This window comes from Fibrisoma limi BUZ 3 (genome assembly GCF_000296815.2).
GTDB lineage: Bacteria > Bacteroidota > Bacteroidia > Cytophagales > Spirosomataceae > Fibrisoma > Fibrisoma limi.
Genome location: NZ_CAIT01000007.1, coordinates 522254 through 541941, shown reverse-complemented (window position 1 = coordinate 541941; position 19688 = coordinate 522254). Strand labels below are relative to the sequence as shown.

General features: G+C 48.1%; 16 protein-coding genes. All 16 read left to right on the top strand.

What is annotated here, in order from left to right; genetic code table 11:
- Positions 1-7: 7 nt before the first annotated feature.
- The 16 genes from BN8_RS18420 (at position 8) to BN8_RS18345 (ending at position 19683) form a co-directional block, all read left to right on the top strand.
- Positions 8-1468 (top strand): SusD/RagB family nutrient-binding outer membrane lipoprotein, encoded by a 1461-nt coding sequence (locus BN8_RS18420; protein WP_009283435.1) that lies wholly within the window; start codon positions 8-10, stop codon positions 1466-1468.
- Between the two features lie 30 nt (positions 1469-1498).
- The gene (locus BN8_RS18415; RefSeq protein WP_009283434.1) at positions 1499-2764 is read left to right on the top strand and encodes a dipeptidase; all 1266 of its coding nucleotides are present in this window, start codon (positions 1499-1501) and stop codon (positions 2762-2764) included.
- 1104 nt (positions 2765-3868) lie between these two features.
- Positions 3869-4456, top strand: coding sequence for a protoglobin domain-containing protein (locus tag BN8_RS18410; protein ID WP_009283432.1), 588 nt, complete (start codon positions 3869-3871; stop codon positions 4454-4456).
- Positions 4457-4550: 94 nt separating this feature from the next.
- A complete protein-coding gene (locus BN8_RS18405) occupies positions 4551-5195 on the top strand; it encodes an isochorismatase family protein (RefSeq protein ID WP_009283431.1) in 645 nt (214 codons plus the stop codon).
- Between the two features lie 128 nt (positions 5196-5323).
- Complete coding sequence (locus BN8_RS18400) at positions 5324-6619, top strand: alginate export family protein (RefSeq protein ID WP_192579074.1); 1296 nt, start codon at positions 5324-5326, stop codon at positions 6617-6619.
- A gap of 42 nt (positions 6620-6661) precedes the next feature.
- A complete protein-coding gene (locus BN8_RS18395) occupies positions 6662-8545 on the top strand; it encodes an amidohydrolase (protein WP_009283428.1) in 1884 nt (627 codons plus the stop codon).
- A gap of 24 nt (positions 8546-8569) precedes the next feature.
- Positions 8570-9001: a DoxX family protein gene (locus BN8_RS18390; RefSeq protein ID WP_040006239.1), complete on the top strand. Its 432-nt coding sequence runs from the start codon at positions 8570-8572 to the stop codon at positions 8999-9001.
- Positions 9002-9032: 31 nt separating this feature from the next.
- On the top strand, positions 9033-9506 hold the full coding sequence (locus tag BN8_RS18385; RefSeq protein ID WP_009283427.1) for a Dps family protein: 474 nt from the start codon (positions 9033-9035) through the stop codon (positions 9504-9506).
- Positions 9507-9517: 11 nt separating this feature from the next.
- The gene (locus BN8_RS18380) at positions 9518-10189 is read left to right on the top strand and encodes a YoaK family protein (protein WP_040006327.1); all 672 of its coding nucleotides are present in this window, start codon (positions 9518-9520) and stop codon (positions 10187-10189) included.
- Between the two features lie 108 nt (positions 10190-10297).
- Complete coding sequence (locus BN8_RS18375; RefSeq protein ID WP_009283425.1) at positions 10298-11113, top strand: alpha/beta hydrolase; 816 nt, start codon at positions 10298-10300, stop codon at positions 11111-11113.
- Positions 11114-11182: 69 nt separating this feature from the next.
- Positions 11183-11986: an alpha/beta fold hydrolase gene (locus BN8_RS18370; RefSeq protein ID WP_009283424.1), complete on the top strand. Its 804-nt coding sequence runs from the start codon at positions 11183-11185 to the stop codon at positions 11984-11986.
- Positions 11987-12044: 58 nt separating this feature from the next.
- Positions 12045-13037 carry an alpha/beta hydrolase gene (locus BN8_RS18365; protein ID WP_009283423.1) on the top strand — a complete coding sequence of 331 codons (993 nt, stop codon included), beginning with the start codon at positions 12045-12047 and terminating at the stop codon, positions 13035-13037.
- A gap of 55 nt (positions 13038-13092) precedes the next feature.
- Positions 13093-14037 (top strand): MBL fold metallo-hydrolase, encoded by a 945-nt coding sequence (locus tag BN8_RS18360; RefSeq protein WP_009283422.1) that lies wholly within the window; start codon positions 13093-13095, stop codon positions 14035-14037.
- Positions 14038-14294: 257 nt separating this feature from the next.
- The gene (locus tag BN8_RS18355) at positions 14295-14825 is read left to right on the top strand and encodes a DsbA family protein (RefSeq protein ID WP_040006238.1); all 531 of its coding nucleotides are present in this window, start codon (positions 14295-14297) and stop codon (positions 14823-14825) included.
- A gap of 157 nt (positions 14826-14982) precedes the next feature.
- The gene (locus BN8_RS18350) at positions 14983-17298 is read left to right on the top strand and encodes a tetratricopeptide repeat-containing sensor histidine kinase (RefSeq protein WP_009283420.1); all 2316 of its coding nucleotides are present in this window, start codon (positions 14983-14985) and stop codon (positions 17296-17298) included.
- A gap of 36 nt (positions 17299-17334) precedes the next feature.
- Positions 17335-19683, top strand: a complete 2349-nt coding sequence (locus BN8_RS18345) for a tetratricopeptide repeat-containing sensor histidine kinase (protein WP_009283419.1) — start codon at positions 17335-17337, stop codon at positions 19681-19683.
- The last annotated feature ends 5 nt before the right edge of the window (positions 19684-19688 follow it).

The window sequence follows — 19688 nt, the reverse complement described above, 5'->3', positions numbered from 1 at the left end:
TCGAACCATGAAATCTATCGTTTATTCCTTCCAATATAAAACCGCGCTGGCCTGCTTATTCTTCGGCATGACGGCCTGCACGGGTGAGTTTGCCGAGATCAACACAAACCCTAATACCCCTACCTCTGCTTCGGCGGATCTGTTTATGCCGCACGGCATTCAGACAGCGGTCAATGCCTACTGGGGCGGGTCGCTGGGCATGGATGTCGGGAATGGGTTTTCGCAGCACTGGGCGCGGATTCAGTACACCGACATCGACCAGTACACCGTTACGAACGACGTGGCCAACACCGGCTGGCAAAACCTCTACATCGAATCCATGGCCGACTACCAGCGGATTCTTAAAATTGGCAAGGAGACCGGAAATGTCAATTACCAGGCCGTAGCCATCATTATGCGCTCGTTTGCCTTTTCGGTGCTGACAGACATTTACGGGGATATTCCATATAGTCAGGCTGTCCAGGGGGTTGAGGGCGTATTGCAGCCAAAATACGACGCTCAGAAAGATGTATACGCGGGGCTGGTGGCGGAGTTAAAAGCAGCCAGCGAACTAATCGACGTAGCCGACAAATCGAAGGCGATCGCGGGCGATATCCTGCTCAATAACGACCTGACCAAATGGCGTAAGTTTGCCAACTCGCTCAGCCTGCGCATTCTCAACCGGATGCTTGGAAAAGCCGATGCGCCGATTAACGTAAAAACAGAAATCGAGCGCATCCTGAAAGACCCGGCCAAATACCCCGTGCTGGCGTCCAATTCGGATATTATTCAACTGGTTTATCTGTCGGCAGCACCCAGTAACAACCCGGTCAACGAAAACCGGAAAACGCGCGACGACCATCGGGTAGGGGCGACGCTGGTCAACAAACTGAAGGCTCTCAACGATACCCGCCTACCGATTTACGCTAACCTGCCTGCCGATGGGGGCGACTACAAAGGCGTTCCGAACGGCCTGGCGGCCTCCGATGCCAACGCCCTGGGCTTGTCCAAAACCTCGAAAGTGGGCAATTATTTTGTAGCAGCTACGGCCCCCGGCGTGCTGATGAGCTACGCGGAATTGCTGTTTATCAAGGCTGAATTTGCCTACAAAGGCATCACGGCGGCTGGCGACGTCGCCACCAATTATACCGATGCCATCCGGGCTTCCCACGCTCAGTATGGCTTGACGGTAGCCCCGGCGTATCTGACGGCCAACGCGCTGAAAACTGGAACCGACGGCTACACCCAGATTATGGAGCAGAAATGGATTGCGCTGTTTGGTCAGGGCGTTGAAGCCTGGACCGAATACCGCCGGACGGGCATCCCGACCCTGGTTCCATCCGTTATCAACACAAACGGCGGCATTCTTCCAACCCGTTTGCCTTATCCCGGCTCCGAAGAGTCGCTGAACTATGCCAATTTTACCGAAGCGCTAACGCGGCAGGGTGGCAAAAACGACATGAAACTTAAACTCTGGTTCGCCAAATAAGAATAGGTGCGTCCAGAATTCATTTCTTCTATGAAACATCAACTCGCTGGTACAGTCCTGGCTTGTCTGGTCGGGTTTACCGCCACCGCGCAGGACGACAGAGCACTGCTCAAAAAAGCGCACAAGATTCACGAAAAAGCATTTACGGTGGATACCCATGCCGATACGCCCATGTTATTGTCGAGGGGCGATTTCGATGTCACCAAAGACAATGACCCCCGTATTACCAACAGCAAAGTCGATTATCCCCGGATGCGGAAAGGGGGGCTTGATGCTATTTTCTGGGCGGTGTATCTGGGTCAGGGGCCACGCACGCCGGAAGGGCACGAAGCAGCGAAGAAAAAGGCAATGGCTATCTTCGATGCCATCGACGCTACGCTCAAAAAGACCACTTCGGAGGCCCAACTGGCCACCACGCCCGAAGAAGCTTTTGCCATCAACAGGTCGGGCAAACGGGTTATTTTTCTTGGTGTAGAGAATGGGTATCCGATGGGCCACGACCTGGGCCTGTTGAGAGAGTTTTACAACAAAGGTGCCCGCTACATGACGCTGTGTCATTCGAGCAACAACGACATCTGCGATTCATCGACCGATCCGAAAGGGGCGGAGTATCAGGGACTCAGCCCGTTGGGTGAGCAGGTCGTCGCTGAAATGAACCGACTGGGTATGATGATCGATGTATCACACGTATCCGACTCCACGTTTTACGATGTAGTCCGTTTGTCGAAAGTACCCATCATTGCCTCGCATTCGGGCGCGAAAGCCATTTGCGATCACCCACGCAATTTGACGGATGCGATGTTGAAAGCCCTGGCGAAAAACGGGGGTGTCATTCAGTTGAATCTGCTGAGTGATTACGTTAAAACCATTCCGCCCAGCCCCCAGCGCGAAGCCGCCCAGAAGACCATGATGGAAAAATGGGGGGTGAAAGACCGCCGGGGTATGATGGCTGCCCTGAGCCGGTTGTCGGAGGAAGATCAGAAAAAACTTCGCGACGAGTTTACGGAGCTAAACAAAAAGTTTCCCGTTCAACTGGCAACGGTAAAAGATGCCGTTGATCACATCGACCACATTGTCAAGCTGATCGGCATTGACCACGTGGGGATGGGGGCCGATTTTGACGGCGGTGGTGCCCTTGCCGATTGTTTCGATGTGAGCCAGTACGAGAACTTTACGGTCGAGTTTCTACGTCGGGGCTACTCGAAGAAAGACATCGAGAAGATATGGGGTGGCAATTTCTTCCGCGTCATGAAAGCCGTCGACAAAGGCAAAACGATGGAAGTGGCGAGCAACTAATACGCCACGTAACAAGACAAGCGTATGAATATAACAAATCCTCGGTAGTGACTACCGAGGATTATTCATTACCAACTTTTTAAAAAGTTGGGTTATATTTTTGGAATGCCGGTCAAAAATTCCGGTCTACATATCGATTTAAGGGGAATCATTGATACTCGGCTTTGAGGGTTATGCACATGCTGAAATACAGCCCGATTACACTTTAGTCAGAAGCGAGATGCGGTCGTTGTTGCCGGTCGCCTGTTGGCTTTTCTTCCGGTTCTTCGCCTGTAATGATTTCAATACAGATTGGTATGTCGTCGATGCTTCAGTTACTGCGGATTAAAAATCAACTCAGAAAACATTTCTCCGCCAACCAGTTGTGACACCTGTGGTGACTTCTGACGTTAACCTATTAGCTTGTCCCAACAACTGAGCCATTCTAAAGCTAAAAAGTCAGCTAGTTTCGTCAGAACAATACGAAAACGCCTTATGCGTGACTATGCGTAGGGCATTTGCTGCTGCGCTGGTAAAATCACCCTCTTCTTTATGGCACACGTGATCTAAAGAAAATGTTTAGCAAAGCCGTATTTAGGGAACACCCTTCAACTTGCTACTTACCAAGATATATCTCTCCAAGAGGTCGCTACTAGCAATATTTACTTTTCAGCGATTCTTACTGAATTGCATCGAATTATTACTGATAATCTACTAATAATCAGGGAGACCTTTGTTTCGCTAATCGTCTTATTAATTCTACTCAATCCTTGAATCATGAATTAATTATTGATCAACGTGCGGCCAGTCTGTAACTATAAAAGCCACTGTCTCCCTGTCTGAATGGTGTCATAAGAACAGCAGGTGAAGCAACCCAGTAGCATCATGACTTAAATGAGATATGAGTAACTGTCAGGAAATTAACGATTCGCTGACAGGGCGGTGTAAGTGCAACGCTCCGGTAAGGATGATCACCTACACAGTCGGCTAATTTTTAGCGGCTGAGAACACCGGTTTAGAAAATTGATACGATGATCAATGCCATAAGAGTAATTAGCCCCTTCGTGGGTGGCGGAGCTACTCAACCATAACTGTTAAATTCTTATGTTTTAAATAATCATAACTATGATTGAACACAATACAATTCCGGGATACACCTACGGACAGCCGCTCTCGAAATCGCCGATTTCAATCGAGGAACTCCTCTTACTGAAGAAAACTGTTTTGTTCAGCGAGGATGACGAGCGCCTGCTGCGACTGGCCGGCGACGTATTGGCTGATCAGACAAAGGCCGTACTTGACGTCTGGTATGGTTTTGTGGGAAGCCATCCACACCTGATACGGTACTTTGGCCAACATGAACAGCTTGACGCGCATTATCTGGCAGCCGTAAGAAAGCGATTTGGACAGTGGATTATAGATACCTGCACTCGTCCCTACGACGAAGTTTGGTTAGCCTATCAACAGGAAATAGCACTGCGTCATCATTTGACCAAGAAGAACCGGACGGATGAAGCTAAGGCCGAACCGATCATTCACCTGCGCTATATCCTGGCCTTTATTGTGCCTTTAACGTTGACCATAAAGGATTTTTTAGCTGCCAAGGGGCATAACGCCGATATAGTGTCCGGTATGCACGCAGCCTGGTTTAAAGCCGTTACACTGACAGCCGTGCTGTGGAGTCACCCCTATAGTAATCCGGAAGAGTTTTAAAAATCTAATCTGGTTTAGTGCATCAGACCACAGGCTGCCCTAACCGCTGTCTATTTTTCTTCCCATACATCTATTAACAAAAACAACGCAAACCATGTCCTACGCACCTAAAATCTCTCCGTTGCTTTTAACGCCCGAAAATCACGTGCTGGCGCTAATTGACTTTGAAAGCCAGATGCTGTTTCCGCTTAAAAGCAGCAACATTGGCGAGTTCCGCAACAACGTGGCCATCATTGCTGGAGCGTCTAAACTATTTAATGTTCCCACCGTCGTTTCTACGGTGGCCGAAGATTCATTCAGTGGCCCGGTATTTCCGGAAGTAGAGGAGTTTTACCCCAAAGAATCATCGAACTACATCGACCGCTCAACGATGAATGCCTGGGAAGATGAAGCGGCCTATCAGGCAATTATAGCGCCGGGAAAAGTAAAGCTGGTGCTGGCCGGACTCTGGACCAGCGTCTGCATCCTGGACCCGGCGTTGTCGGCCATTACGGAAGGCTACGAAGTATACGTCATTACAGACGCCTGCGGGGATGTCTCCTCCGAAGCGCACGAGCGAGCCATTCAGCGAATGATCCAGGCTGGGGTCATGCCCATGACTGCCATTCAATATTTACTGGAACTGCAACGCGACTGGGCTCGTCAGGAAACGTATGGCCCGGTAACCGACCTGGTAAAAAAATACGGAGGGGCTTATGGAATCGGTATTCAGTATGCGCACCATGCACTGGTACACTAAGCCGGTAGCCATGCGCCAAAGCTGGAATGACCGAGGTGGATATTCCCTGCACTACATCAACCTGCTTAGTATCTATTTTCCTGAGCTGGTTGATACCCCTTAGCACCACGGGCCAACCTTTTAAACTCATGCGGTATGAGGAGGTTTATGGCTTGATGCCCGATGATACGTCCTTGAGATTTTACCGTGGGATTAAATTCATTCCACTGTCCAAAGACCAAAAGGCATACGGCTCAATAGGTGGCGAAGCCCGGTTGAACTACGCAATTTTCAAGAACGAAAACTGGGACAAAGCGAGTATAGGTGTTAACCGATTTATTCTACAACGCTATGTACTGCATACCGACCTTCACTTGAGTAATCGGCTTCGGCTGTTTTTCCAACTGCGGAGTGCCCTGGAAAGTGGACGCAAAGACGGCCCCCGCCCAATTGATGAGGACCAGCTAGCTATACAAAACCTATTCGCTGATGTAAAGCTCTTCACGACTCAGCGAAGCGGCTTAACGATTCGGCTTGGGCGACAGGAACTGGATTACGGGAGCGGTCGACTGATCTCAGTTCGGGAGTTGCCCAATGTGCGGCTTTACTTCACGGGTATTAAGTTGATGTACCAGTATCAGAAAACAAGGATAGACGGCTTTCTAATGATGGCCGATACGATCAATCCCGGTGTTTTCGACAACAAAGCCAGCAGGCAAGCCAATCTATGGGGCCTGTATATGCAGACCGTCATTGGGAAAAATCGATTATGGGAATGGTATTACCTGGGGTATCGTCAGCATGCCAGGGTCTATGAATCCGAAATCGCTGATGAACAGCGGCATACCCTTGGGACCCGCTTGGCAAATACGGGTACTGGACTGATCTATAACCTCGAAGCGGCTTTCCAGTTCGGGCGCTTCGGCACTAAACCCATCAGGGCCTGGACGGTTTCGATGGATCTGGGTTATCGACTTAGCTGGCTAAAGCGCCCCGTACTACTTGGCATTCGGCACGACTATATCAGCGGGGACTTACAACGGGACGACGGACGGCTGGGGACGTTCAATCCACTCTATCCAAAAGGCGGCTACTTTGGCTTTGACCCCCAAATCGGTCCTGCCAACCTGATTGATCTGCACCCTTATAGTTCATGGCAGTTAAGTCGTGCTCTTGAGGGTCAACTAGAGGTTGTGTTAAACTGGCGATATGCGTTGCAGGACGGTGTATATCAACCCAACGGGGCGTTTAACCAGTCTGGCTTCGGCTCGCGCGAGCGATACATTGGCACGGCCTACCTGGGCAAACTGATCTATGCGTTCAGTCCATTTGTGGTTGCCGATGTTGGCATACAATTTTTCCAAATCGGTCCCTTCATCCGCAGCATCATCCCGGCAAATACGGATGCGCTGTTTACCAATAGTCGAGTCGTTTTTAAATTTTAATGACCAGCCGGTAGAGAATGACCCTTTTAACGAATACAAGCCATGAAAGCAGATTTGATCTTTTACAATGGCCTGATTCACACCGTGGATCGGCTTAACCCGCAGGCAACCGCCGTAGCCATCAACGATGGAAAATTTATGGCGGTTGCCGACGACGCAACGGTGTTGGCGCTTTCCTCTGATCAAACGATTTGTATTGATCTGAAAAAGAAGCGAGTCATTCCTGGTCTGAACGACTCGCATACGCACCTGATTCGGGGCGGTCTGAATTACAACCTGGAACTGCGCTGGGATGGAGTACCCTCGCTGGCCGACGCCCTGCGGATGCTCAAAGAACAGGTTGACCGAACCCCCTCTCCCCAGTGGGTCCGGGTTGTCGGTGGCTGGACGGAGTTCCAGTTTGCCGAACGGCGCATGCCAACACTCGATGAACTGAATGCCATTGCCCCCGACACGCCCGTTTTTATTTTACATCTCTACGACCGGGCTTTATTGAACCGGGCTGCTTTGCGGGCCGTTGGCTACACCCGTGACACCCCAGCTCCGCCCGGCGGCCAGATTCAAAAAAGCCATAATGGGGAGCCAACCGGTCTAATTCTGGCTACGCCGAATGCGCTGATTCTGTATTCAACGCTGGCAAAAGGGCCGAGGCTTTCCTACGAGCATCAGGTCAACTCAACCCGGCATTTTATGCGGGAGTTAAACCGGTTTGGCATCACCAGCGTGATTGACGCGGGCGGGGGCTTCCAGAACTTCCCAGATGATTATCAGGTGATCCACGACCTGCACCAGCAGGAACAACTCACTGTTCGCATCGCCTACAATCTGTTTACGCAGCGACCTAAACAGGAGTACGATGATTTTGAGCAGTGGACGCAGTCGGTTATGCTTCATCAGGGCGATGACCTCTACCGTCACAATGGCGCGGGCGAAATGCTGGTGTTCTCGGCTGCCGACTTTGAGGATTTTGTGCAGCCCCGACCTGATTTACCCGAAACGATGGAAGCTGAACTGGAACGGGTCATCAGGTTACTGGTCGAACACCGCTGGCCCTTCCGGCTGCATGCAACTTACAATGAAAGTATTACCCGGTTTTTAAATGTTTTTGAAAAAGTGAACCGGGACATTCCTTTTGATGGCTTGACCTGGATTTTTGACCACGCCGAAACTATTGACGAGCGCAACATCGAGCGGGTCAAAGCCCTGGGCGGAGGGATTGCCATCCAGAGTCGCATGGCCTTTCAGGGAGAATACTTTACCGACCGTTACGGTGCCGATGCTGCCCAGCATACTCCTCCGGTGAAGCAGATGCTGTCGATGGGCGTTCCTGTAGGAGCTGGATCTGATGCAACCCGGGTTAGTACCTATAATCCCTGGGTAGCCTTGTACTGGCTTTCGGCAGGCAAAACGGTTGGGGGCTTACAACTCTACAATCAAGCCACTCGGCTTAGTCGCGAAACGGCCCTCGAACTCTATACACGGGGTAGTGCCTGGTTTTCGTCGGAACAGGACAAAAAAGGCATGATCCAAGCAGGCATGCTGGCTGACATGGCCGTACTGGACCGAGACTTCTTTCAAATTGATGATGAGGCCATAAAACAAATTGAGGCTGAACTGACGGTGGTAGGGGGACGGATTGTTTATGCCAAAGGTGAGTTTTCGTCCTTTGCTCCCCCGTCTATTCCGGTGCTGCCCGATTGGTCACCCACAAAACCATACAATGGGTATTATTCGCCTACCCGGCATTCAGTTAGCTCTACGTCGACAGGAACAGCCCATTTACATACTGCATCAACCATCCACCAGTGTGTCGGCAGTTGCGGAGTTCACGGTCATCAGCACGATGTTGCTCGGAAAAGTAACGTTCCCATCTCGAATTATACGGCGTTTTGGGGCGCTTTAGGGTGTTCCTGTTTTGCCTTTTAATGGCTACGTATATAGATAACCGTTATGAACGATTTTCTGAAATTGATGCTGCATTCAGATGTTGGAAGCGAGCTTAATAATTGGGCATTATTTGGGTTTCGCATCCTACTAGCTGGTGAACTTTTGTTGGTGCATGGTTTAAAAAAGTTAAGGCCCACTAATGATGTGCCTGAAACTATCCCTAATCCACTGGGCCTGCCCCCAAAACTTAACAACCTGCTTGCAACCGTTTCAGATACTATTGTCCCATTTCTGGTCATGGCAGGTCTGGCAACCCGATTGGTGGTATTGCCGGTAATCTCAGTAACTGCCATTGGTTACAGCGTTGTACATCGCCATGATTCGCCCCTGGTTAGGGACATTCCATTCATGTATACGCTCTGTTTCGTGCTGCTGTTACTGATGGGGGCTGGCACTCAGTCTGTTGATTATTACCTGTGGTCGTTGCTCCCATGATGCATTACTTAGTACTAACCTCCCTTGAAAAATGCTTCCACAAATTGGTATTAAACCGGAAAATCTGAGTTCAGTCGCCCAGTTACTTAACACAGTTCTAGCGGATGAATTCGTGCTATACGTTAAAACCCGACGGGCGCACTGGAATGTTGAAAGCCCAGACTTCTTTGACAAGCACAAGTTTTTTGAAGCCCAATATGAACAACTGGACGATATTCTAGACGTAGTAGCCGAGCGGATTCGCACCTTGGGACATTATGCGCCGTCTACACTGAAAGAGTTTCTGGCTCTGACGCACCTAAGCGAACGCTTGCAAGAAACGAACGACGGCGTTGGCTTTATCAAAGAACTGCTCGCTGACCATGAAAGCCTGATTAGTCGTTTGCGGGAAATCATTAATCGTCTTGCTGACGAATTAAAGGACCTTGGAACCAGCGATTTTATCACTGGACTGATGGAAACGCATGAAAAAATGGCTTGGATGCTACGGGCTCACCTCCGATAAAAACGATGTTGATGCTACCTATTTACCTGTCCATCCGGCAATTGAGTTTTGTGCTGACGCTGGTAGCTGGATTCTGCGATACGGTCACGTTCATTGCGGCTAACGAAGTGTTTTCGGCCCACGTAACGGGAAACTTCATCGTGCTAGCCTATGATTTGGTGTACCATACCGAGACTAATGCGTGGATGAAACTGCTGACGTTTCCTGTTTTTTTTCTGGCTGTGGTGACTGGACGGTGGATCGACCAGAAGACGCCTTCGCGCTATGGATTGTTGCGTTTAGAAGGTTTTTTACTGATTGGCAGTGGTTTACAAGCTTATATGACTCAACAGTCTGCGAATCTTGTTTGGCTGCTACCGTTGATCCCATTACAAATCGTTTTTGCGATGGGGCTTCAAAACACCTTCGGGAAACTCTACAGCCAGGAGACGTTTGGGCCTACCACGGTGATGACGGGTAATGTTACACAGGCGGCACTGGATAGCATAGATTTGTTAATACGAATGGATAGTGCTGCCAAAAGAGAAAGCCTGAACAAGCAATTGGTTGTAATTCTTGGCTTCCTATTGGGTTGCCTGTTAGGTGCATTAGCAGCCCAATGGCAGGGTTTAGGCGTTGTCGTGTTTCCAGGCTTACTCCTGCTTGGCCTACTTCACCCTAAACCAAAAGATAGCACGTCGTAATTCCTTTATTGTTACCACTTTATCATCAATTTTTACTGATACCCTCCCGGCTATCATCCGGACCTTTATAGAGAAATCTTTCCTCCATATTCTATCAACTAAACGCACATGAAAACCTCCAGTTCCAGACATATTGTCTTTATAACAGGGGCCTTTGTTAGCCACCATTGCTGGGATGAATGGCAAACCTATTTTCAACGCAAAGGATACACAACCTTAGCTCCCCCCTGGCCTTACAAGGACGGAACAGCGGCCGAACTCCGGGCGCGGCAACCTAACGACGTAGATCTGGCAACCATGACGTTGACCCAGGTGATTGATCACTACGTTGCCGTGATAACCAGTTTACCGGAAAAACCTATCGTTATAGGTCATTCTACTGGAGGGTTACTGACCCAAATCATGGTTAATCGGGATCTGGCAGCGGCTGGGGTTGCAATTCATTCCCTTCCACCACTGGGTGTCATACCGTATGAATTCTCTTTTTTGAGAGGAAGCTGGAAATCACTTGGTCTCTTTACCCCCTTGGAGGAAACTTATCTCATGAGGTTTGAAGACTTTCAATACGCCTTTGTCAATGGCATGCCGCTCGAAGAGCAAAAAGCAGCTTATGATGCTTTCGTAATTCCCGAATCCAAAACTGTAGTTCGGGGTGCGCTGACCGATGCCGCAAAAGTGGACTTCGAAAAGCCTCATGCTCCACTACTTTTTACTGCTGGCAGCACCGATCATCTAATTCCAACTCACCTGAATAAACGCAATGTCGAAGCTTATGAAGAAAACGACTCTGTTCTGGATTTCAAAGAATTTTCTGGACGAAATCATTTTGTCCTTGGGCAGCCTACCTGGCAGGAAGATGCTGACTATATCCTCGAATGGCTTGACACCGTGGCAGTAACATCCAAAGTAAGCCAAGCTACATAAGCAGAGAATTTATTAAAAAAGTACCGCACTCAATTATATCAAGCTTTTTACTCCTAACGCAACTTCATTATGAGACTTTTATTGACTCTCATCATTATGGCCAGCCCTTTTCTGGCTGCGTCCTGCAACGATCAACAGTCGGTGCCTCCATCCAAACCAACTTTCGTTTTTGTACATGGCACATTTGCTGATGACTACGCCTGGCACCTGGTTAAGCCTAAGCTAGAACAAGCGGGATACAAGGTGGTTTCTTTCAACCTACCTGCTCACGGCAATGATCAAACACCCGTTTCTCAGGCCAATTTTGACTTATACGTCAATACTGTTGTTAATAAAATCAATGCCATTTCGGGTAAGGTAGTCTTGTTAGGGCATAGCATGGGCGGCTTTGTCGTAACTCAAGTAGCCGAGAAAATTCCGGCTAAAATCGAAAAACTCGTTTACCTGTGCGCCTTTTTACCCAAGGATGGTCAAACATTGTACGAACTGGCATCGTCCGATACCGAAAGCCTGATAGGACCTAATCTGCATCCGGAGGAAAATGGATTAGTAGCTTCCTTACCCCCAAACGTACTCGTTCAGGTCTTTGCCATTGATGCTTCGGAGGAAATTCAGAAAGTTGCCGCTAAAACACGCCCCGAACCGTTGGCCGTCTTTCAGGCCAAAGCCAGCCTGACGGATGCCAACTTTGGGAAGATTCCCAAATATTACATTAAGACCCTGAAAGATCAGGGAGTCGGACCAGCATTGCAGCAGCGGATGATCGATGGCTATCCAGGCAAAATTGCTAAAATCTACACCATGAATACAAGCCACAGTCCATACTGGGCAAAGCCAGATGAACTGGTTAGTATTCTGAAAGAGATTAATTGATCGCTTTCCTTCTTAGCCATTAAGCTCTCAACATTTTTCACTCTGCATTATTTATAGTATGGCAACCCAGGAAGAAACAACTATCTCCCCCATTGACCCGGCCACCGATCCGGCTATTGAAAGCCGCACCAAAGCGTTTCTCAATACGCTCAACAGCGGTGGCGGAAAGCCGATGGAACAAATGAGTCCAGCCGAAGCCCGGCGTGTATTGGAAGGTGCACAGCAATCAGTGGAAGTGGATTTATCCGGCGTCTATTTTGCCCAACAGACCATTGCCCAGGATGGTTTATCCATTGATCTGGACATTGTACGGCCAATAGGGGTCTCCGGTACGTTACCCGTTTTTATGTTCTTCCACGGCGGGGGCTGGGTGCTGGGTGACTTTCCAACACATCAGCGGCTGGTACGAGACTTGGTGGTTGAATCCGGAGCAGTAGCGGTTTTTGTCAATTATACCCGCTCGCCTGAAGCCCGCTTTCCGACCGCCCTGACCGAGGCCTATGCAGCAACAAAATGGGTCGCCGAAAACGGTGCTGAACTGAATGTTGACGGTTCCCGGCTGGCTGTGATCGGCAACAGCGCCGGAGGGGACCTGACGGCAGCGGTAGCCCTCATGGCGAAAGATAAGAAAGGACCTACTATAAAATTACAGGTGTTGCTATGGCCCGTTACAAGTGCTGAATTTGATACGGTATCCTATCATCAATACGCGAGAGATCGGTTTCTGACCCGTAATATGATGATCTGGTTCTGGGATAACTACGCACCGAATCCTGAGGATCGACAGTCGTATTACGCGGCTCCGCTGCAGGCAAGCCTTGATCAATTGAAAGGCTTACCGCCCGCGCTGGTGCAGGTGGCCGAAAATGATGTGTTGCGTGATGAAGGCGAAGCGTATGCCCGAAAGCTTGATGAAGCCGGAGTATCCGTAACATTGATCCGTTATCAGGGTATGATTCATGACTGGGGTTTGCTCAATCCACTGGCCCATATTCCAGGAACGCGCTCGCTAATCACCCAGGCAGCCGCTGAACTCAAGAAGTTTTTGTAGTAAGTAGGGGCAAAGGCAGTATATACTGCCTTTGCCCCTTCAACCCATTAAACGCATGGAAGCTGTACGTGCTACCTCTCCCTACGATGTGACTAATGATGTATCGGGCATCAAAACGTTCTTTGTCAACGTATTTTTTATCGGAAAGCCGGGTGTTGGCAATCCCTGGGTTCTGGTTGATGCCGGATTGCCGGGGTATGCAGGCCGAATTCGGAAAAAAGCTGAACAGTTGTTTGGCTTAGGCACAAAACCCGATGCAATTGTGCTGACTCATGGGCATATCGATCACGTGGGATCGTTAGCGGCACTTCTAACCGACTGGCCGGTTCCGGTTTATGCGCATCCGTTAGAGTTGCCTTACTTACAGGGAAAAGCAAGCTACCCACCGCCTGATCCAGCCATTGGGGGCGGGTTCTTTTCCTCCATTTCCTGGTTATACCCTATCGGACCAACCCATTTCGGTGATCGTATTCGTCCCATTCCGGCCGATGGGCTGATTCCAGAATTGCCTGACTGGCAAATCATTCACACGCCCGGTCACTCGCCGGGGCACGTTTCTCTTTTTCGTTCCAATGACCGTACGCTTCTAGCGGGTGATGCCCTGATCACGACCAATCAAAATTCGGGCTATTCTGTTGCAATCCAGCGGGAAGAGTTTCATGGCCCGCCGGCATATTTTACGTGTGACTGGGTCGCGGCAAAAAAATCAGTACAACTCCTCACTGAATTGCAGCCTCAGGCTCTTGGTACGGGTCATGGTGTATCGGTTCATGGGTTGGAGTTAAGTCTGGGGCTCAATCATCTACTCCATAATTTTGAAAACCGGTCAATTCCCTCCCAGGGACGCTATGTAAAACAACCGGCTATCACCGATTTAAATGGGGTAATCACCATGCCTCCACCCACATCTTATTATGTACCCCGAAGAATTGGCGTTGCCGCTGTAGCTGTTTTAGCGCTTTACCTACTTTGGCCATACATTAATAGTCCATTAGAATAACATCGACAATTGATTGGGCCAAAAGAGCCGACTGGCACCTTAGGTGATCCTCGAAGCGATACTGAATGCCCTGGTAAAGGAAATTTATGAGGAGTATTTGAGCATGACGACTGGGCTGTTTGTTTTTATGTTGCAGCAAGCGAATAAGTCTTTGACTGAACAAACCTCATATACAGGGGGCAATTCTTGAGACAGGCAGACGCATACAGAAGGGCAAGCACTATAAAAGAAAAGTAAGTAACAATAATCATGTCATTATGATCGAACTCATTGAATATGGAGATTTTATGTGCCCCCGGTGTAGAAATACCCGACAACTACTTCTTACGCTTCTTAAAATTTTCAGCGGGCAGATTCAATATACGTATCGGCATTTTCCTAATCCGAGCAATTCGGAATCCTGGCTGGCGGCCGTAGCAGCTGAAGCAGCCGGAATGCAGGGGCAGTTTGACCCCATGTATCAAGCCTTGTTTACGCAGCGCTCGCTCCAGACAGGTGGTCTGTCTGAACTGGCGTTTCGCCTTGGTCTGGATGTAAAACGATTTCTAGCTGATTTGCAGGATGAGCAGGTATATCATAGCATTGAGGCCGACCGGCGGGCGGGTTATCAACTTGGTATCCAAACGACCCCCACGTTAGTGATTGAGGGGCAACGGTTTTACGGTAGTCTGACTCTGGCCCGGTTGTCGCCGTTTATCCGTCATCACATCCGGCGAAAATCAAGTTCAATTTTTAACATCATCGATCCGAAAACTGGCTTGGTCCGTTGGGCCGACGATGCACTTTGATACTAGCCAAAGCATTGAACGTGCAGCAGAGTAAAAGCTTGATTTTTAGACACTAATAGGCGTATTTTATGTAAAAGTTCATCCTCCTCGTTTCAACCTTTACCAAAGCAGTCCTGCTCAGGTACTGCTTTACGCGTTGCATAACCTTCTAAAGTCAATGAAACAAGCACTGTTTTTGCTGATCCTTTGTGGGTTTTTTCGGTTAAGTGTCCAGCCCGTGGTAGCTGAGCCGAAAGCACATTCCATTGATAGTTTGAAGGTGCTGCTTAAACAAAGCAAGCCCGACACCAGCCGCGCCAACTTGCTGCTGGAACTGGCCCGTAGCTACATCATGAAGCCAGGGGAGCTACCATCCGATCTTGATACAGCGCTGATGCTTGTGGAACAGGCATATCGTATAAGTCGATCATTGCATTACGCTCAAGGGCAGGGAAAGGCCTATCTGATTGGAGGTCAGGGCTATCGAGAGAAAGGAGAAACTCAAATGGCTCGAAAATTTGATCGGATAGCCATTTCTTATTTCTATAAACATCATTACGCTGCCGATCTGGCAGCAGCCTACCTGGAGCTAGGGAATACGTATGGCACTTCCATTGAAGACCTGAACGAAAGGATTACCTATTATGAAGCAGCATTACCGCTTTTTGCCCAAACAAAGCAGCGGGAACGAATGGCTACAACCCTAAAAGTTTTGGGTGATTTAAACAGTATAAAACAAAATTATATTGAAGCTCTTCAGCAGCTAAAGCGAGCTTTGATAATCTATGAAGAGATTAATTACCCTGATTTACAAGGCGTCTATGACCTGTTAGGTGATGTCAGTAATCATCTGGGAGATTTTCAGAATGGACTTAAGTATGGCTTATTGGCGTTGAAGACAGCCGTGATGCGTAAAGATACTTCTCTCCAGTTATGCACCATCTACAATCGCCTTGGCATAACTTATTATAAATTACGTGATTACAACTTAGCCCGTAATTCGTATGAAAAGGCACTTAGTATCGCCAGAAGATATAAAGATACTCTTTCAGTAAACTATGTTGGTGTAAACTTGCTCGAAGCTTATAAATTGTTAGGTAATAGCAGGTCAAGTATATTGCTTTTAAAGCTTTTATCAACGGATTTTCCGCCTAAAGGGATAGAAGAAAAGATTAGACTTACCAGTTACTACCTTCATTATTACCAGCAGACCCGCAATTATCCGCAAGCTCAACTTTATTGTAATCAACTTGTTGATCAATTTTCACAATTGCCGTCAAAGGTTAATAATTCGTTTTTAATTGGATGCAAGTATGCCATACGGTTTTATCTTGCTACGGGTCAACTAAAACGGGCTCAACAGTTAATAAATGAATATCAGATATCGGCTAAGCAAACAAAACTAAAGGATCAAATTGCTTACGGTCATTTACTAGCGTTTCAGGTTGACTCGGCACAAGGAAATTTTCGTTCGGCGATTGATCATTACAAGGTTTATAAATCGTTGCAAGATACTTTGTTAAATGAAAGTAAAAATAAGGAGATTGCTAACCTGCAGGTAGCTTTTGAAACAGAAAAAAAAGATCAAGAAATTAAGCTTAAAGAGAAAAACATTCAACTTCTTCAAAACAGAAACTCATCTCAGCAGGCTAGCCTTGAGCAAAAAGAACTCCAGCAAAAGAGTATGATTGGCGGAGCAATTATGCTTATGCTTTTACTAGGCTTGACTTACAACCGCTACCGAATAAAACAACGTAGTAACCAACGTCTTGAAGCTAAACAACAGCTTATCGATCAGAAGAACCAAACGCTTCAGCAGGTGCTGAGCGAGAAAGAACAACTACTGGAGGAGCGGGAGTGGATGCTCAAGGAGATCCACCACCGGGTCAAGAACAATCTACAGGTCATCTCCAGCATGCTCAACGCCCAGTTCAACTTTCTGCAGGACCCCTCGGCCCTGGCCGCCATCCGCGAGAGCCAGAACCGGGTGCAGGTCATGGCCCTGATCCATCAGAAGCTTTACCAGTCCGACAACCTGGCTCAGATCGGTATGCAGGAGTACATCCATGAGATTGTCGACTACCTCATCGAGTCTTTCGACCGCTTTGATTCGGTTCGTGCTCAGCTCAGCATTGCCGATGTCCACTTCGATGTGTCGGTGGCCACTCCCTTGGGGCTGATCATCAACGAAGCGGTCACCAACTCCTTGAAGTATGCCTTTCCTCATAACCGTCGGGGCGAGGTGAGCGTGGCGCTAAGAGCGCTGGAAGGCCAGACGTATCAGTTGACCATTACCGATGATGGCATTGGTATGCCCGCTGGCTTTGATGTTACACGAAGCAAAACGCTCGGATTGACCATGATTCGGGGACTGAGCAAACAAATTAAGGCGAAGCTGGACATCACCCAGTGCAACGGCGTAGAGATCTCCTTACAATTCAGCCCTGTCAAAAAACTGCATGAAACGGGACTGTATACCAGTAAACACGAGTGATATTTCTCATTCAACCCCCATTTATCCGCACACAATATGCGCCACTTAATATCGTCCATTTTTTTGATGGTTGTTCTGTTGGCTACATTCTCTTCGGTGTTTGCCCAACCTAGAGCTCATTCAATCGACAGCCTAAAGGTACTGCTCAAACAAAGCAAACCTGATACTGGTCGGGCCAATCTACTACTCGAACTAGCCCGCAGCTACGTACTTAAACCAGGTGATTTAGCGTCTGATCTGGATACTGCCCTGCTGCTGGTACGGCAAGGTTATTCTATCAGTCGGCATTTTCACTTCCCAAAAGGAGAAGGAAACGCCTATCTGATCGGTGCTGAAGCCTATAGGTGGAAAGGGGATATCCAGCAAGCCCGCCGATTCGGTCAAACGGCTATAAATCGATTTACTAAGAACGGTAACATTGCTGAGTTGGCCGCAGCCTATATGGAACTAGGCAATTCTTATAGCAATGGAATAGAAGAATTGAAGCAAAAGATTAGACATTATGAACGATCACTGCCTTTGTTTCGGCAAGTTCGCCAGAAAGAACGAGAAGCAATCACCTTACGTATGCTGGCTGAATTTTATTACATACAGCAGAACAATCTAAAAGCCATCACCTTGGCCAAGCAGTCGCTATCCGTCTACCAGCAAATTAATTATCCTGACATGCAAGGAATCTATGATTTGTTGGGTAATATGAGTTTAAGTACAGGAGATTTCAAACAGGCACTTGAATTTGGTCTGCTAGCACTGAAAACCGCTGAGCTTCGCCGGGACACAACCACCCAATTATGTACTATCTATAATCGGATTGGCCTTACTTACTATCAGCTTTTAGATTACAAATCGGCCCTTCGGTACTTTCAAGCCGCATTTCTACGTGCCAAGTCCCATAACGATATTGCACTCATCAGTCTTACGGGCCATAACACCGCGAATGCTTTTAAACGATTAGGACATTATAAGCAATCGCTTGCACTTCAAAAGAATCTACTACAGACATACCCGACAATGGACCTGGCACAGAAAGCCATGATTATGTCGTCAATCGTTAACAATTATCATTCATTAGACATGAAGGGCGAAATTGCTAATGTCCAGTACTACAGTAACCAATTGATGGACCAATTAGACCAATTACGAAAATTGAATCGTGAATATGAAGTAGTAGCACTCACCTATCCTGTATTAATCGACTTTTACATCACTAGCCATCAATTCGTTCAGGCCAGAACTCTCCTGGCACGGCTGGAAAGCCACGTTAATCGGTCTGGTATTTTAAGGGAAAGATCTGCTAATCAACGACTGCAGTTTCGACTGGATTCGGCCCAGGGTAATTATTTATCTGCCATCAAACATTTTTATCTTTACAAAGAGCTCCAGGATTCGCTCAATAATGAACGGAAGAATAAAGAGGTTGCCCGCTTAAGTGTGGAGTTCCAAACGGAAAAGAAAGAACAGGAGCTTAAACTTAAAGAAGCCAATATCACTCTTCTTAAGCAGGCAAACCACGTTCAGGAAGCCAATCTGCAACAACAAAAAAACCAACGTAACAGCCTAATTGGGGGATCGGCGTTGCTCTTAGCTCTTCTGGGAGTGACTTATAATCGTTACCGTCTTAAGCAACGAAATAACCAGCAACTAGAAATTAAACAACAGCTTATCGATCAGAAGAACCAAACGCTTCAGCAAGTGCTGAGCGAGAAAGAACAACTACTGGAGGAGCGGGAGTGGATGCTCAAGGAGATTCACCATCGTGTTAAGAACAATCTACAGGTCATCTCCAGCATGCTCAACGCCCAGTTCAACTTTCTGCAGGACCCCTCGGCTCTGACCGCCATCCGCGAGAGCCAGAACCGCGTCCAGGTCATGGCCCTGATCCATCAGAAGCTCTACCAGTCCGACAACCTGGCTCAGATCGGTATGCAGGAGTACATCCATGAGATTGTCGACTACCTCATCGAGTCCTTCGACCGCTTTGATTCGGTTCGCGCTCAAGTAAGCATTGCTGATGTTCACTTCGATGTCTCGCTGGCTACGCCTTTGGGGCTGATCATCAACGAAGCGCTGACCAACTCCTTGAAGTATGCCTTTCCCCAAGGCCGTCGGGGCGAGGTGAGCGTGGCGCTAAGGCCGCTGGCAGACCAGACGTATCAGCTGACCATTACTGATGATGGCATTGGTCTGCCGCCTGACTTTGATGTTACACGAAGCAAGACGTTAGGGTTGACCATGATTCGGGGACTGAGCAAGCAAATTAAAGGGCAATTATCAATTATTCAGAATAGCGGAGTAGAAATTTGCCTGCAATTTAGCGCAGTTAATAAATCCGTAAAAATGCTCATAAAATCGGCTGATACTTATACAAACGTATCAAAAAAATGAGGTGC

What these genes read in the sequence shown, in the direction of transcription:
- BN8_RS18420 (WP_009283435.1), top strand. Translation starts at nt 8, where the DNA reads ATGAAATCTATCGTTTATTCCTTCCAATATAAAACCGCGCTGGCCTGC.
- BN8_RS18415 (WP_009283434.1), top strand. Translation starts at nt 1,499, where the DNA reads ATGAAACATCAACTCGCTGGTACAGTCCTGGCTTGTCTGGTCGGGTTT.
- BN8_RS18410 (WP_009283432.1), top strand. Translation starts at nt 3,869, where the DNA reads ATGATTGAACACAATACAATTCCGGGATACACCTACGGACAGCCGCTC.
- BN8_RS18405 (WP_009283431.1), top strand. Translation starts at nt 4,551, where the DNA reads ATGTCCTACGCACCTAAAATCTCTCCGTTGCTTTTAACGCCCGAAAAT.
- BN8_RS18400 (WP_192579074.1), top strand. Translation starts at nt 5,324, where the DNA reads ATGCGGTATGAGGAGGTTTATGGCTTGATGCCCGATGATACGTCCTTG.
- BN8_RS18395 (WP_009283428.1), top strand. Translation starts at nt 6,662, where the DNA reads ATGAAAGCAGATTTGATCTTTTACAATGGCCTGATTCACACCGTGGAT.
- BN8_RS18390 (WP_040006239.1), top strand. Translation starts at nt 8,570, where the DNA reads ATGAACGATTTTCTGAAATTGATGCTGCATTCAGATGTTGGAAGCGAG.
- BN8_RS18385 (WP_009283427.1), top strand. Translation starts at nt 9,033, where the DNA reads ATGCTTCCACAAATTGGTATTAAACCGGAAAATCTGAGTTCAGTCGCC.
- BN8_RS18380 (WP_040006327.1), top strand. Translation starts at nt 9,518, where the DNA reads ATGCTACCTATTTACCTGTCCATCCGGCAATTGAGTTTTGTGCTGACG.
- BN8_RS18375 (WP_009283425.1), top strand. Translation starts at nt 10,298, where the DNA reads ATGAAAACCTCCAGTTCCAGACATATTGTCTTTATAACAGGGGCCTTT.
- BN8_RS18370 (WP_009283424.1), top strand. Translation starts at nt 11,183, where the DNA reads ATGAGACTTTTATTGACTCTCATCATTATGGCCAGCCCTTTTCTGGCT.
- BN8_RS18365 (WP_009283423.1), top strand. Translation starts at nt 12,045, where the DNA reads ATGGCAACCCAGGAAGAAACAACTATCTCCCCCATTGACCCGGCCACC.
- BN8_RS18360 (WP_009283422.1), top strand. Translation starts at nt 13,093, where the DNA reads ATGGAAGCTGTACGTGCTACCTCTCCCTACGATGTGACTAATGATGTA.
- BN8_RS18355 (WP_040006238.1), top strand. Translation starts at nt 14,295, where the DNA reads ATGATCGAACTCATTGAATATGGAGATTTTATGTGCCCCCGGTGTAGA.
- BN8_RS18350 (WP_009283420.1), top strand. Translation starts at nt 14,983, where the DNA reads ATGAAACAAGCACTGTTTTTGCTGATCCTTTGTGGGTTTTTTCGGTTA.
- BN8_RS18345 (WP_009283419.1), top strand. Translation starts at nt 17,335, where the DNA reads ATGCGCCACTTAATATCGTCCATTTTTTTGATGGTTGTTCTGTTGGCT.